The sequence below is a fragment of the Aestuariispira insulae genome (assembly GCF_003385955.1).
Taxonomy (GTDB): Bacteria; Pseudomonadota; Alphaproteobacteria; order UBA8366; family Aestuariispiraceae; genus Aestuariispira; species Aestuariispira insulae.
The window spans coordinates 669,025-682,533 of the sequence record NZ_QRDW01000001.1 but is presented as its reverse complement, the minus strand read 5'-3'; the positions used below and the strand labels follow the sequence as shown (position 1 = coordinate 682,533).

General features: G+C 54.2%; 17 protein-coding genes. 5 read left to right on the top strand and 12 right to left on the bottom strand.

Going from position 1 to position 13,509, the window contains the following annotated elements; translation table 11 throughout:
• Positions 1-135: 135 nt before the first annotated feature.
• The 8 genes from DFP90_RS03415 to DFP90_RS03380 all read right to left on the bottom strand — a co-directional run bounded on the left by DFP90_RS03415 (position 136) and on the right by DFP90_RS03380 (position 7,540).
• Positions 136-2,070: a propionyl-CoA synthetase gene (locus DFP90_RS03415; RefSeq protein ID WP_281269686.1), complete on the bottom strand. Its 1,935-nt coding sequence runs from the start codon at positions 2,068-2,070 to the stop codon at positions 136-138.
• Positions 2,071-2,283: 213 nt separating this feature from the next.
• Positions 2,284-3,093, bottom strand: coding sequence for a PstS family phosphate ABC transporter substrate-binding protein (locus DFP90_RS03410; protein ID WP_281269685.1), 810 nt, complete (start codon positions 3,091-3,093; stop codon positions 2,284-2,286).
• Between the two features lie 80 nt (positions 3,094-3,173).
• The gene (locus tag DFP90_RS03405; RefSeq protein ID WP_115934988.1) at positions 3,174-3,803 is read right to left on the bottom strand and encodes a YbhB/YbcL family Raf kinase inhibitor-like protein; all 630 of its coding nucleotides are present in this window, start codon (positions 3,801-3,803) and stop codon (positions 3,174-3,176) included.
• 387 nt (positions 3,804-4,190) lie between these two features.
• Positions 4,191-4,706: a PAS domain-containing protein gene (locus tag DFP90_RS03400; RefSeq protein ID WP_115934987.1), complete on the bottom strand. Its 516-nt coding sequence runs from the start codon at positions 4,704-4,706 to the stop codon at positions 4,191-4,193.
• A gap of 64 nt (positions 4,707-4,770) precedes the next feature.
• The gene (locus tag DFP90_RS03395) at positions 4,771-5,187 is read right to left on the bottom strand and encodes an HIT family protein (RefSeq protein WP_115935507.1); all 417 of its coding nucleotides are present in this window, start codon (positions 5,185-5,187) and stop codon (positions 4,771-4,773) included.
• A gap of 77 nt (positions 5,188-5,264) precedes the next feature.
• Complete coding sequence (locus DFP90_RS03390; protein ID WP_115934986.1) at positions 5,265-5,780, bottom strand: rhodanese-like domain-containing protein; 516 nt, start codon at positions 5,778-5,780, stop codon at positions 5,265-5,267.
• 87 nt (positions 5,781-5,867) lie between these two features.
• On the bottom strand, positions 5,868-6,614 hold the full coding sequence (locus tag DFP90_RS03385) for a TIGR02186 family protein (RefSeq protein WP_115934985.1): 747 nt from the start codon (positions 6,612-6,614) through the stop codon (positions 5,868-5,870).
• A gap of 2 nt (positions 6,615-6,616) precedes the next feature.
• The gene (locus DFP90_RS03380) at positions 6,617-7,540 is read right to left on the bottom strand and encodes a sulfite exporter TauE/SafE family protein (protein ID WP_115934984.1); all 924 of its coding nucleotides are present in this window, start codon (positions 7,538-7,540) and stop codon (positions 6,617-6,619) included.
• Positions 7,541-7,735: 195 nt separating this feature from the next.
• Between DFP90_RS03380 and DFP90_RS03375 the strand changes: the two genes are divergently transcribed.
• Positions 7,736-7,972, top strand: coding sequence for a sulfurtransferase TusA family protein (locus DFP90_RS03375; RefSeq protein ID WP_115934983.1), 237 nt, complete (start codon positions 7,736-7,738; stop codon positions 7,970-7,972).
• Between the two features lie 2 nt (positions 7,973-7,974).
• Here the strand turns inward: DFP90_RS03375 and DFP90_RS03370 are convergent, their stop codons facing one another.
• Positions 7,975-9,339, bottom strand: coding sequence for an adenylate/guanylate cyclase domain-containing protein (locus DFP90_RS03370; RefSeq protein ID WP_245956948.1), 1,365 nt, complete (start codon positions 9,337-9,339; stop codon positions 7,975-7,977).
• A 267-nt stretch (positions 9,340-9,606) separates the two neighbouring features.
• Here DFP90_RS03370 and DFP90_RS03365 point away from each other — a divergent pair, with 267 nt between their 5' ends.
• Complete coding sequence (locus DFP90_RS03365; protein ID WP_115934982.1) at positions 9,607-10,146, top strand: PAS domain-containing protein; 540 nt, start codon at positions 9,607-9,609, stop codon at positions 10,144-10,146.
• 29 nt (positions 10,147-10,175) lie between these two features.
• Here the strand turns inward: DFP90_RS03365 and DFP90_RS03360 are convergent, their stop codons facing one another.
• Positions 10,176-10,868, bottom strand: a complete 693-nt coding sequence (locus tag DFP90_RS03360) for a class I SAM-dependent methyltransferase (RefSeq protein ID WP_115934981.1) — start codon at positions 10,866-10,868, stop codon at positions 10,176-10,178.
• Between the two features lie 145 nt (positions 10,869-11,013).
• Between DFP90_RS03360 and DFP90_RS23325 the strand changes: the two genes are divergently transcribed.
• Positions 11,014-11,148: a hypothetical protein gene (locus DFP90_RS23325; RefSeq protein ID WP_281269669.1), complete on the top strand. Its 135-nt coding sequence runs from the start codon at positions 11,014-11,016 to the stop codon at positions 11,146-11,148.
• Positions 11,149-11,183: 35 nt separating this feature from the next.
• Positions 11,184-11,321: a hypothetical protein gene (locus DFP90_RS22770; RefSeq protein WP_181905164.1), complete on the top strand. Its 138-nt coding sequence runs from the start codon at positions 11,184-11,186 to the stop codon at positions 11,319-11,321.
• 85 nt (positions 11,322-11,406) lie between these two features.
• On the opposite strand, the gene DFP90_RS03355 is transcribed toward DFP90_RS22770, so the two are convergent.
• Positions 11,407-11,943, bottom strand: coding sequence for a FliM/FliN family flagellar motor switch protein (locus DFP90_RS03355; RefSeq protein ID WP_115934980.1), 537 nt, complete (start codon positions 11,941-11,943; stop codon positions 11,407-11,409).
• Between the two features lie 99 nt (positions 11,944-12,042).
• On the opposite strand from DFP90_RS03355, the gene DFP90_RS03350 reads away from it, so the two are divergent.
• Positions 12,043-13,158 carry a tetratricopeptide repeat protein gene (locus tag DFP90_RS03350; protein ID WP_115934979.1) on the top strand — a complete coding sequence of 372 codons (1,116 nt, stop codon included), beginning with the start codon at positions 12,043-12,045 and terminating at the stop codon, positions 13,156-13,158.
• A 44-nt stretch (positions 13,159-13,202) separates the two neighbouring features.
• Here DFP90_RS03350 and DFP90_RS22765 read toward each other — a convergent pair whose 3' ends face one another.
• A complete protein-coding gene (locus DFP90_RS22765; protein WP_181905163.1) occupies positions 13,203-13,373 on the bottom strand; it encodes a hypothetical protein in 171 nt (56 codons plus the stop codon).
• Between the last annotated feature and the right edge of the window lie 136 nt (positions 13,374-13,509).

Here is a 13,509-nt window from a genome sequence, read left to right as displayed (position 1 = left end):
GAATTTTTGTTATAGTACTAATTAATATCACGGATAGGTGAATCGCGCTATCGCAAGAAAAAGCGCCCGTTTTGTCGGGCGCTGAGGTCTCAAGGGGGATTTTGCTGGAGTAGGTTTTTCAAGCGGAATCGCGGTTCAGTTTTGCGCATATCCGATTGATTGCAGGCGTTCCTTGATTTCGTCCAAAATTGCCGGGTCATCTATAGTGGCGGGCATTTTCCAATCTGTGCCATCGGCAATGGCACGCATGGTGCCGCGCAAAATCTTGCCCGAACGGGTTTTCGGCAGGCGTTGAACGACGGTGGCTTTCTTGAAGGCGGCAACCGGACCGATCTGCTTGCGGACCAGGGCCACCACCTCTGAGATGATGTCCGCGTCATCTCGGGCTACACCGGATTTCAAGACCAAGAATCCCAGCGGCAGCTGGCCCTTGAGGCTGTCTGCGGCGCCAATCACCGCGCATTCAGCCACATCCGGATGGGAGGCCAGGACCTCTTCCATGGCGCCTGTGGACAGGCGATGGCCGGCAACATTGATGATGTCATCAGTGCGGGCCATGACAAAAACATAGCCGTTTTCATCCATGTAACCGGCATCCCCGGTTTGGTAGTAGCCCGGATATTCCGAAAGATAGGCGTCAATGAACCGTTGGTCCGCCTTCCAAAGGGTCGGCAGGCAGCCGGGCGGCAGCGGCAGCTTGACGCAAATCGCGCCCATCTCGCCGCGTTTTACTTCGTGGCCATCATGGTCGAGCACCTGGATCTCATAACCGGGAACCGCACGGGTGGGAGAGCCCGGAATGATGGGAAGTGGCTCGATGCCCATGCAGTTGGCAGCCATCGCCCAGCCGGTTTCGGTCTGCCACCAATGGTCGATGACCGGCACGCCCAGCTTTTCCTGCGCCCAGTTCAGGGTATCCGGATCGCATCGCTCTCCGGCCAGGAACAGGGTTTTAAAATGCGATAGATCATATTGCCCGATGAGCTTGCCGTCGGGGTCTTCCTTCTTTATGGCGCGGAAGGCGGTGGGGGCGGTGAACAGGGCTTTGACCTTATGCTCGGCGATCACCCGCCAGAATGTGCCCGCATCAGGCGTACCCACCGGCTTGCCTTCAAACAGCACCGTCGTGCAGCCATGCAACAGTGGTGCATAAACGATATAGGAGTGACCGACGACCCATCCGACGTCGCTTGCCGCCCAATAGACCTCTCCTGGCTCCATGTCGTAGACATGCTTCATCGACCATTTGAGGGCCACCATATGGCCGCCATTATCGCGCATGACTCCTTTAGGCTGGCCCGTGGTGCCGGAGGTGTAGAGGATATAGAGTGGGTCGGTGGCGGTAACGGATACGCATTCGGCCGGTTCAGCCTGTTCCATGCCGGCTTTCCAGTCATGGTCACGCCCGGCCGTAAGATCCCAGGCGGCCTGTTCCCGCTGGGTCACGACAATATTCTCAACAATACCGGGGGCCTCTTTTAGTGCATCTTCAATGAGAGGCTGGTAGGGAATGACGCGGCCGGGTTCAATGCCGCAAGATGCGGTCAGGATCAGCCGTGGGGTCGCATCCTTGATCCTTGTGGCCAGTTCATGCGCGGCAAACCCGCCGAACACAACAGAATGAATGGCACCAAGGCGCGCGCAGGCCAGCATGGCGACGGCGGCCTGTGGGATCATCGGCATATAGATCAGGACCCGGTCGCCTTTTTCGATACCCAGGGCGCGCATCATGCCGGCGCAATGGGCGACCTTATCCTTCAATTCCGAATAGCTGAGGGTTTTTTGTTGGTTGGTGATCGGGCTGTCATAGATCAGGGCGGCCTGGTCCCCGCGGCCCTGTTCCACATGCCGGTCGACAGCATTGTAGCAGGTGTTGCAGCGCGCTCCCTCGAACCAACGGTAAAAATGTGGCGCGCCGGAAGTATCCAGGACCTTGTTCCATGGGGCCTGCCAGTCGATTTCGTCCGCCGCTTCCGCCCAGAAGCCTTCGCGATCGCTTAAGCTGTGCTGATAAATTCTGTCCAACTGGTTCATGCCTGTCTCCCGGTTCGGTTGTCTCGGTTTTGGGATTTGGCCCTGGCCGGAAGGATTATGTGCCTTACCGATCCATTGTCCCTTCGTTCCTAACTTTTTCTTATAATCTTGCCGGAAAACAGGTTCCTAATGCAAGAAACATACGTTGGCGTATGGTGTTTTGAATTTTAATAGCCGAGCCTTCGGTCTGTTTCAAGATAAAAACATACGCATGCGTATGGAGGTTTTCGTAAGGTATTGAATAATATATTAATTTTGTTGCGATGCAGAGGGCTTGGATGAAAGGGATTGATGGCCTGTATTGCCAAGGATGATTCGGCCTCGCGGGCTATGTACGAAGCGGATGAAATTCAGTGCCTCTGGCCGAGCGGTATTATTCGGCTTCTCCGGCCCGAGCAGGAAATAGAGGGTGAGAATAACGGGATAGCTGTTATTGGCGATGCTGGCGGGGGTTGCTGCGATGCCATTAAGAGGGAGAGGATGTAATCCACGTTGTTCGCCTAAGATGGCCGAAAGGCTTATGGTGCCGATGGAACCGGGCAGGCGTTCCAGCCGGCTGGCCATATCCTGGTTGGACGTTGCGATGATGGTGCCGGGCCGATTGTAGGCATCTTTCATGGACAGCCACAATTCGGGATATTGGGATAGCAGCAGATCCGTCACGGGAGAGGATTGGTCGTGCATGATCAAGCTGATGGGGCCGCCACCGGGCCATTTGTTGAGCTGGCCACTATAGATCCGCTTGAGCAATGTAGGAGTAAGCTCGTGACCGGCCTGGTCTGAGCCTGTGGCAAAAACCAGGGCGGTCCTGGCGTATGGCAGGGAGAGAATGCCCGCTTTGCTTTCTTCATCCGTGGGCGGGCGGTCGCTGATGGCGATCTGGATGTCATCGGCCAGCAGGGCTTTCACGCATGATTCCAGGCTGGGTTTCGGTACAATTTTTATGACAGTGTCATTGGTGGCTGTGCTGTAGGCTTTTGCGAGCTGTCGCATGGTGCCTAGGTCCGCACCGGTGCCGCCAATCCTGAATGAGGCTTGACTGATTGTGATGAAAATCATCAACAGGAGAAAGGCCAAAATCCATGCTTGCAGAGAGGGGAGGCGCGAATGCGCCCGGAGATTTATTCCCTGCCGTTCGGTCATTCTCCCTGAAGATCCGGGTTTAATGAGAAGGTAGCCATTAGGCTGGTCTGGTCCAGGATGACCCCGTTCATGGCGGCTAGGGCTTCGGGGCCGCCAAATCTATCTGGAAGCTCCAGGCGGTCCACCGACAAGGCATAAAGCGTGAAGTGATAATGATGCATGATCTCATCATTCCAGGGCGGGCAGGGGCCGTCATAGCCGCCGTAATCACCAGCCATGTTGGCATCTCCGGCAAACCAGTCAGTATAGTTGTTCAGGCCTGCGCGGCCATGCAGAGTTCGGCCCAACGGTTTCCCCCGCGGTACAACACCGCTGGATGCTGATCCTTCGGTAATGCCGCCCAGATCAGGGGGGATATCGACTAAAACCCAATGGTAAAAATCCACCCGTGCCAGATCTTTTGAGACGGTGCGTCCTTCCTTATTCACATCATCTGGTCGGGAAGGAACATCCGGGTCATGGCAGACAAGGGCGAGCGACCGTGTTTCAACCGGTAGGTTGGCCCATTGAAAATCTGGATTGATATTCTCGCTCAGGGTTACATGGTTTTCCGGCGAGATACGGCAAAAGGCAAATCTCTCAGGCAAGCTCTGGTTATTGATGAAAGCAGTTGTTTGTAATCGCACTACAGTATTCCTTCCAACATCTTTATCCAGAACACGGCGTTTAATTTATAATAAAGTATTTTGTTTATTTTGCATAGTCTTAGGATTGAAATCTATTTACTTGCTCCGCTCTGTTTGTGGAGCAAGTGAGCTTTTAATATTCGATAGAAATATAATGGAGCGGAGCGGTCAGTCCGTTCATTTTACCACCGGCTGACGCAAAAAAATGACCGCGTGGTTGCTCTGGGGAGACACGCGGTCAGGTGCAGTTCAATCGGCGCGTGGTTGGGTGTTGTTGCGGAGGGCACCAAACCACGCCATAGCAAAACTAGAATTAGCCGTGGGATGTAACTATTCGATGACAGTTTCTTTATTTATGCATGACCGGCGGGGGGAGCCATGCATGTCTCACGGTATTTCGCACATCCGGACTTCCTGTATTTGATCCGGGTTCAGTTGCCAGAGGGAGCGCTGTACAAACTCGGGCGCTATGATGCGCTGGCCGATTAGAAGCATTGAGATTGTGCCAGCTTCGTTAACCAAGGGCATGAAGAGTCTTTTGGCCACTCGGGAAGCCCCCTGGTCGGGATGGCCGTATTCATGCTCCGCATAAAGCGCGTGAGGAGTTTCGGCAGCCTTTCGGAAGAGCGCAATTATGTGAGATCCGTAACTGCCGACCGGGGCACTCTCTTCCATGAAGGTGCCGGTCGGGTCCTGGCCAAAGGCTACTTTGGTGCCGACAAGCCTCACAAAGAAACGCTGATCCTGGCCGCGCATTTCGAGCAGCATGATATGCGGCAGCAATCTTGGGATATCGGCAGGATCAATGTCCGCGCGTGTGGGAAGGCTCTGGCCATCCCTCTTAGAAGACCAGTATGTATGCAGTCCTAAAAGGATCGGATCGTCAAAAGGCAGATCGAGCATGTTTTAATCTTCACGCCAGATGCTTGCTGTGGTCAATTAAAAAGAAGGAAGGTCGCGTCAGGCCCTATTGTCCGCCGACGTTGGACATTAGGGTTTTAAACCGCATGACGGCGGGATCTGTCTCATCAGCATAGGGAATTGTCTGCCCGACACCCCAGATTGGGCCGGGCCAGGCTTCATCAGCCTCAAAGCGCGCGATTATATGGATATGGAGTTGGGGCACCATATTGCCGAGGGCGGCCACATTCATCTTTTCCGCGGAAAAGGCAGTTTCCATTGCGGCGGAAACCTGGGTGATCTCCCGCAACAGTTGGAACTGATCTGTTTCTGGCAATTGGTGGATCTCTCGGATATCCGCTCGCCGGGGCACTAATACCAGCCAGGGAAAGCGGCTGTCATTCATGAGGAGCGCGCGGCAAAGCGGCAGGTCGCCGAGCAGAAAGGTATCGGCGTCCAGGCGGGGATGAAGCGAAAAACTCATAAAATTCAGATCCTGGAATTGGAAGAGGGCGGTCCATGAATTGGCCGCCCGCATCCTGCCCCTGTAAAAGGTCTCTATCAAGCTTTGACTTTGTTGTAGGGCAGTTTGGAGAGCAAGGACGCCATCATGCATGTGCCGGACAGCCCGGCAAATGCCAGCCCAGCCCCGACCGCAGCCGAAAGCCAATAAAAAGAAGGGGTGACGAAGCTGCCGAGCAAAACCCCCGCCAAAGTCAGGCTGCCCGCAATGATTTGCACCTGGCGCATGATGCTGATGGGGGCTGCCTTGTTTTCATTAACCGGCAGGCCGGCTTTTTGCCAGGCAGTTAAGCCACCCTCGATGCAGTTCGCTTCCACACCATGTTGGAGAAAGAACTGGCGTGCCTGCTCGCTGCGCATGCCCGACTGGCAAAGCAGGATAACTTTGCGACCCTGGATATCCGGCAAGCTCTGTGCCGTCAGCTGGGATAACGGTGCCTTGAGACTGCCGGGAATATGACTGCGGGCAAATTCATCCGGCTCGCGCACATCCAGGAAAATGCACTCCTGTGAAGAAAGCAGCGGGGCCGCCATTTCCGGAGACAGTTGGGACATTTCAGTTCCTCGACTAAATATAAGATTATTCTAATATAATGGAGTTGGCACAAAGGTCAAGAGGTCGGAGTGGGCTCAGAAAAGGGCTTAGCTCAGTTTCCGGAAGATCCAGTTGGCAAACAGGCCCGCAAGTACCGCGATCAGAATGGCGGCGATCCCGTATGAGGCGGGGTAAACATTGGCAAAGCGAAAAATTCGCGCGCCAAGGCCAAGTTTATTGATGAAAAGCGGGGTGGTCTGGGCGCTGACCACTTCACCATCTTTCACCAGAAGGGTTTCGATGATGTAGGTGCCGGTTGGAATGTTGGTGGGGAAAAACACTTCGGTCCTGAAAAGGTTTTTTCCGCGCCGTTCTATCAGGCCCGGCTCTTCACTATAGAGCTCCATCCGTTGCTTGTTACGGATCAAGGCCTCGCGGAACGGGCGAATCTGATAGTCTTCCAAGGGCGTTTCCTGATAATCCATTCTCAGATGGCGGACACCGACCTTATGGCGCCGTTTCATGGAAAGCGCCATGGCGTTCACCGCACCCTCCGTCTCCGCGATCTGGTAGAAGGAGGGTACATGTTCAAAGGTCACAGCCTGGGTATTCATCCAGATGCCGGCGACCCTGTCCTTCTTACGGACGACAACCTCTTCGGTGGGGCCGTGTGTGACCACGACAATATCACCATCCCCGTCAACAGCGCCGAACAGCAACAGCTCGGTCCCGGTAAAGCCGGTCGTGATGGCAACCATATGCTCGGACAAATCGGCAACCAGGCTTTCTGCACGGGCGCTCAGCGGCAAAAACAGCATCAGAGTGAGTGCGAGCAGGAACCGGTACATCAACATCCTTAATGCCCTCCGATCAGGCCGATGGAATAGATGTCCTCCGGCTCAATCAAAAGGTCGAACAATAGTTTGCCGCATACCAGCAGCACCATGGCGGCCAGCAGACCGCGCAGCTGTTCACCCCGTAATTTGGATCCCATCCGGGTGCCAATCTGCGCGCCGACCACGCCGCCGACTAACAAAAGTATGGCCAGGGCAATGTCAACGGTTTGGTTCAGATAGGCTTGGAAGAATGTGGCATTGGCTGTGACAAAAATGATCTGGAACAGGGATGTTCCCACCACAACAGATGTCGGCATGCCCAGCAGATAGATCATGGCGGGCACCATGACAAAACCGCCGCCAACCCCCATGATCGCACTCAACACACCGACCACGATACCGACCCCGATCGGCAGCAGGGCGCTGATATAAAGCTTGGACCGTCGGAACCGCACTTTGAAGGGCAATCCATGCAGCCAGTTATGCTGATTGCGTTTTGATGCGGTCAGAACGGCGCCGCTGCGGCTTTGGAACATGGCTTTGATGCTCTCGATCATCATCAGGGTGCCGATGATGCCCAAGAAGACGACATAAGAGAGCTTGATGACCAGGTCAATCTGGCCAAGGGTGCGCAGCCAGGCAAAGAGATAAACACCGGCAGTCGAACCGATCAGGCCGCCGATCAACAGGAAAATCCCCATTTTCACGTCAACATTGCCGCGCCGCCAATGGGCCAGCACGCCCGAAACCGAGGAGGCCACAATCTGATTGGCCTCGGTGCCGACGGCCACCGGTGCCGGGATGCCAAGGAAGAAGAGCAGGGGGGTCATCAAAAAGCCGCCACCGACACCGAAAATCCCCGATAGCATACCTACCCCGACGCCCAGTCCCAGGATAACGAAGATATTGACCGAGATTTCGGCAATCGGAAGATAGATGCTCATAATGATCCGGTTTTCATGTTGAGGCGCATCCGGGAAACAAAATTGCGGTTTGGCTGGTAAACATGATTGGATTCCAAGCCATTACATCGCAATGATTGGCTTTTTCAAACCCCACGTCAATAAAGCAGCTTGTCTTTTTCGCTGTCTTTCCAGAAAACGGGGGCACAATGTGCTTTGGTTGGTGGAGAATATCGTATGGCCGACGATTTTTTGGATGCATCGGGGCTGCTATGCCCATTGCCGGTTTTGAAGGCCCGGAAGAAGCTGAAAACAATGGCGGACGGAGATCTGTTGGAAGTTTATGCGACTGATCCCGGCGCGGAGAAGGACTTCCCGGCCTTTTGCCGGGCGCAGGGCCATCTGTTGGAAGAATGCCGCAAGGAAGGGGGGAAGCTGGTTTTCCGCATCCGCAAAGCGGCGGGCGGCGCATAGGCTTATTGTTCCTCACCACGATCATGATCATTGGAGAAACCTGTGGCGATGTCGGGTGAATAAATACCGGTTTTACCGGTGCGGCCACGTACCTGGATATGACCGATTTCGCTGAAATTAAATTGCGTCGCACAGGATTGGACCGTGTTTTCTCCGACGAGGATGTAACTGCCGAATTCCTTGTTCATCCCTTCCAGGCGGGCGGCTACATTCACATCATCCCCATGCACGGTAAAGACCAGCCTGTCCTGAGCCCCGATTGCCCCGATCGCTATATCGCCGCTGTTGATGCCGCAACGGGTGCGCAACGCATATCCTGGGCCAAAAAGCCTGTTTTTGGTGGCTTCCTGAATTTCCAGGGCGGTTTGAACTGCATTTTGGGCATGTTTCTCATTGGCGGTGACCGCATTGAAGGTGATCAACATCAAATCGCCCTGATATTGGGTGATCACTCCGCCGTGGCGAGAGATAATTTCCGACATGGCATCGAAATAGTCGTTAAGCATATTGGAAAGCTCAATGGCGGAAACCTTTTCCGCCACGGTTGAAAAGCCCTCGATATCGGTGAACATCACTGTGCAGAATTTTTCCTCTGCATCGCCGCGCTTTATCTCTTCATCCGCATGGGTGATGCGGTCTGCGATTTCCGGCGAGACAAATCGTGACAGATCCTGTGCCGCCATGCTGTCAAATACGTTTCTTTCAAATACACGCTTTGCCCGCGCAACGGCGACTGCAAGAATGATGGTCACCATCAGGATCGAGATGATCTTGTCTATTTCGGCGCCGATCAGGATGGCATTTGAGGTCATGTATTTGATGTAGTCCCGGGTGATCACCATCATCCCGTTATCCATATAGATCACATAGCCGACCAGGGTGGCCCAGCCGATCGCCGCGGCGAAGCCGGCCAATAGGATATGGCGGGGGTCAAACCTCAGTGTGCGGAGGGCAATGAAGATGAAGACATAAACCATGGTCGGCGCTTTAAGATAAAAGGCCGGGGGCTGGTCATATTGGATATGGAAACTCCAGATCAACACCATCAACAAGCTCATGTCCATGGCAAGTGAGATCCGCAACAGCCATTCAGGCAGGCGACCGCGGCTGGCGATGATCAGCCTGACCATGGTGAATGCAAGATAGATGCTCAGAATCCAGGGAACCGGATGAAGCTCCATCTGGGCAGGCGGTTTAGGAGCGATCGCATAAAGAAGGCCGAAAAAACTGACCAAGAGCAGCTGAAACCAGCTGATCAGGCGTTCACTTTGTGCCTGCTGGTCCGCAATGGATTGATAAACCCGGCTGGGCAGGTGGGACGGAGCTTTCCTGCCGAAGAGATATTCAGCCAGATCCTTTTGCATCATTGTAATATGCGCCTTTGGTGGATGTGGTTTGGTTGCCGTTTGATTGTCTGCTGCATAACCCAGCCAAGATAAAGGATTTTCTGCGCTTTATATAAATCAACAGAGCGTGAGAAAGCTGTTACGGGGGACGGCCTTGGAAGGAGGCGCCTGAATAAAAACGCTAGCTTCATAATTTTTACGCGAATAATTAACCATATTTAAACTGTCAGTTGATATGTTTTAATCTCGGAAATGGGGCTGGATTAATTTTGTATTCCGGGGGGTGAGATGCATATCCAGGATTATGATCTACAGGTTATTGACCATGTCCGGGACGGCGAGACGGCGGAGCTTCTCTCGGCGCTCAGCCGGCATTTGCTGGAATGGTGGACGGGATTCAAGGGCGGTAAACCGGGCTATCGTGATTTTGACATCGCCGATCATTTGTCGCTGGCCGACAATATTTTTTTGGTTCAGGTTTGCAGCCCGACACGATTTGAGATCCGGCTTTGCGGTGAAGCGGTTTCGGAAGTGATCGGAACAAATAACATGGGGCGCGTGATCAGCACCATGGGACCGCAAAATGACTCGGACGGCCGGGAATATGTGCGTCTGGCGCACTATTATCAGACCATCGTTGAAACGGGGCGCTGTCATATCTGCCTGGGGCAGCTTGTGAATCGTTATGATTTGGTCAAACGGTTTGAATCCGTTGATTGCCCCCTTTTTGCCAGGGATGGAACTGTCAGCCACATTATCGGTGTTTTGGTGCCCATTCCTGTTGTGCCGCCCAAGCGCCATTTGGTCATGGACCAGCATGTTTTATAATGTCGGGCCTGCGGGGAATGGCTTTTTGCCTAGGGCTTCATCAACAGGTTAACCCGCATGGGCTGGGCAAAGGCGTAATCGCCATTATGCGTCTCACGGGCAAACTGATGAAAACGGGCCTTCAGAAACGGGCGTTTTTGCTCGAAAATAGCGGCCCTGGCGGGATCGATCCGGATCACTTCCGCTTCCAGGCTTTCAAGGTCCGGATATTTATCTTCGGTTTGATGGATGATTTCCTGGCGGGCACGCAACCCGGTGGTGGCCGCGTCCCGAATCACGTCATAGGCGGCGGCCCGTATTTCCGTTTCATCATCGATCGGCTGGAACATTTCGAAGCTGGGGCCACTGGCAAGGGGTTCCGAAATATACAGCAGTCCGCCAGGACGCAGGGCAATAGCAGCATCCATCAGCGCCTTCATCTGGGAGCCGACCGGCACGTGATGCAGGGATGAAAAAAATGTAATGAGATCGACCGAAGCGGGCGCAGCCGGCAGGTTTTCGCCGGTACCACCTACATAGCGCTCTTCGGCGACCGGGGGATGGCGGCCTGCCGCGGCCAATTGTTCTGCATTGCATTCTATGCCCGTCACATCGGCCCCTTCAGACGCCATGAACCGGGTGAAACGCCCGTCGCCGCAGCCAACATCAATGACCCGCAAACCGGCAAGCTCGACTGTGCTGGCCAGCATGTCCTCACAGCTGGCGATGATAGGGCCGGTCATGATGTGATCCTCGTTTGACTTGAAACAACAGGCGGATTTTTCCTTTTTTTGATAGCCTAATGCTGGGAGCTGGTTAGAATCAAATCATGAGATAGTTCTTATTTTTCCGCCAGGACCTGTGGTTTTTGCATGGGTTCTGGCGATAATGATGCAGTCCCTGCATGGCTGGCTCGGTTTGGTCGATTTCCAGCATGCCCTGGTCGTTTTCCGTCATTGTGCTCCGATCGTGACAACCGTATATGAGCGACAGAAACTCTCGGCAAGCCGGGTGACGACATGATGCGCGGGATGCGCCTGTAAGAAGGAATTGGAAAGATGGTTAAGCGGCTGATCAATGCGCTGGGGCGCAAAAAGGCACTGACCCTTCGCGACTATCGTGAAACCCGTACCAGCCGTGAGATTGAAGATCTCTTGAAGCGTGCGGCCTTCGACATTCCGACCGACCGGGTTTGAGTGAGATAGGACGGCATCCGCCGGAAAAAGAAAAAGCCCTGCAGGATTTGCAGGGCTTTTTCTTTTTCCAAATAGGCAACTGGCCTCAATCCTGTGGCACTGTGCTGCGCTTGAAGACCTCTGTTACCGATACCGCCAGATGGTCCTCAACGACGACCACATCACCTTTGGCAATCGGCCGCCCTGCCACACGCAGTTCAACCGCATCACCCACGCGCCGGTTCAATTCGATGACCGCACCACGGCCGATTTTCAACAGGTTTGAAACCTTCATATCGGCAACACCCAAGACGGCAGTAATATCGACACCGATATTTTCAACGGCACTCACCGCGAGAGAAAGCCGGACATCGTCGCCACCGCCGCCACCACCGCCTGCATCGCCACCGCCAGCGCGTTCAGCTTGCTCGGCAGCAATGGCGGCCATCATATCATTTTCGTCGAATTCGTCGCCGTCATCCCCGCCGTCAGCGCCCCGTTCGGCCTGTTCGGCTTCAATGGCGGCCATCATATCATTCTCGTCGAACTCTTCATCGTCACCGCCGGCGGCCGCTTTCTCCGCCTGTTCGGCTTCGATGGCTGCCATCATGTCATTTTCATCAAAGTCGTCATCGTCAATCATGGCAAGGTCCAACTGAAAATACTGTTATTGAATCAACCCATTGTGACCGTGATTCCGGCAACTGTCCAATGGTTTGCCCTGTCTGGGCGTACGAGTCCGATGATGCAGATTATGGGCCAATTGGGCATTTTTGTGATTTGGGCGTCTCTGGATTGCCGTGGTGGAGCCTGCCCGCTACTCTTGGATTACAGAATTGAAACAGGGGCACGGGAATTGTCAAAAACCTTGGCAAAAGAACAAAAGCGATTTCGCCTGACAGAAAATGTCTTAGGCGGATTGGCGGGCCTTGTGATGATGGCTGCTGGTGCGCTGGCTGATGATCTGGCTGGTTTGATTGAACGGGCTGAAGGGGGGGATGCCGCGGCCCAGGTGGAGCTGGGCCTCGTCTACGAAGCTGGCGAACAAGTTCAACAAGATGACAAATCGGCTTTTATGTGGATCGAGCGGGCGGCAAAGGCCGGCAATGCCGAGGGACAGTTTTATCTGGGCTGGCTCTATGCCAACGGATATGGCGTGGAGACAGATAAGCTGAATGCCTTCCTTTGGTTTGAGAGGGCTGCCCGGCAGGGGCATGTGGATGCCAAAGACCAGCGTAAACTGGTTTTACCCGACCTTACACCCGCGCAATTGTCGGAAGCGAGAGCTCTTCTTGGCAATGTGGATACCAGCGATCTTGACCGTAAAAAGGCGGAAGAGGAAGAAATCGCCAAGGTAGGGGCGGAAATTGGATGGGATTATGCGGATTTACGCCGGGCCTATAACCAGCGGCGCTATGATGTGGTGCCTGTGCTGACCCGCCTGGCGCGCAATGGGGTGGGCGAGGCGCAAAATCTTGTCGGCTATCATCTCAAGCGGCTGGCCCAGGTCAATCCAGAGGATGAAACGCTTTCACGCGAAGCCTTTCGTTGGTTTCTGGAGGCAGCCCGCCAGGGCTATCCGGCGGCGCAATATAATCTGGGGCTCTGTTATCTTGAAGGGGTTGGCATCGACCGCAATGCCGCCAATGCCAATCGCTGGTTTACGATGGCCCGCAATAACCTTGCCCGGGAAAAACTGCCCAGTTATCAGGAGGCGACAGAAGAGTTTCGGGAGGCGTCGGAATATGCTGACCGTTATAAGGCGGCGATGCAGGGCTATGCCTCTGCCAGCCGGGAGTTGCGGGAGTTGGTGGAGCTGGGATTGCAGGAATCAAAAGCCCGCCGAAGCATTGAATAGCGTTGCGGCGGGCATTTGAAGGTCGGTATTAGCGTGCAACCCGATCAGGCAGCGAGCGAGGAATCATTCCAGGCGCTGGTCTGTTTACAGTTGGAGCATACGCGTTCGCCCGGCCAGGAGCTTTTGAATTCATTCCGGCACATCAGGCATTTACGCGGCTTACTTTCGTAATTGCGATCGGATTGCGGCTTTTTATTCTTTTCGGAATCGCTCACGATAATCCCTTTCTTATTGTCATAAACCCGTAACGTTTCTGCTGCTGAAATAGCCTAACTAGATTCAAAAGAAACGAGCCTATTTCGCAAATCGGGCTTGCAAAAATTGCATAGCTGACATTGCAGAATATGACGG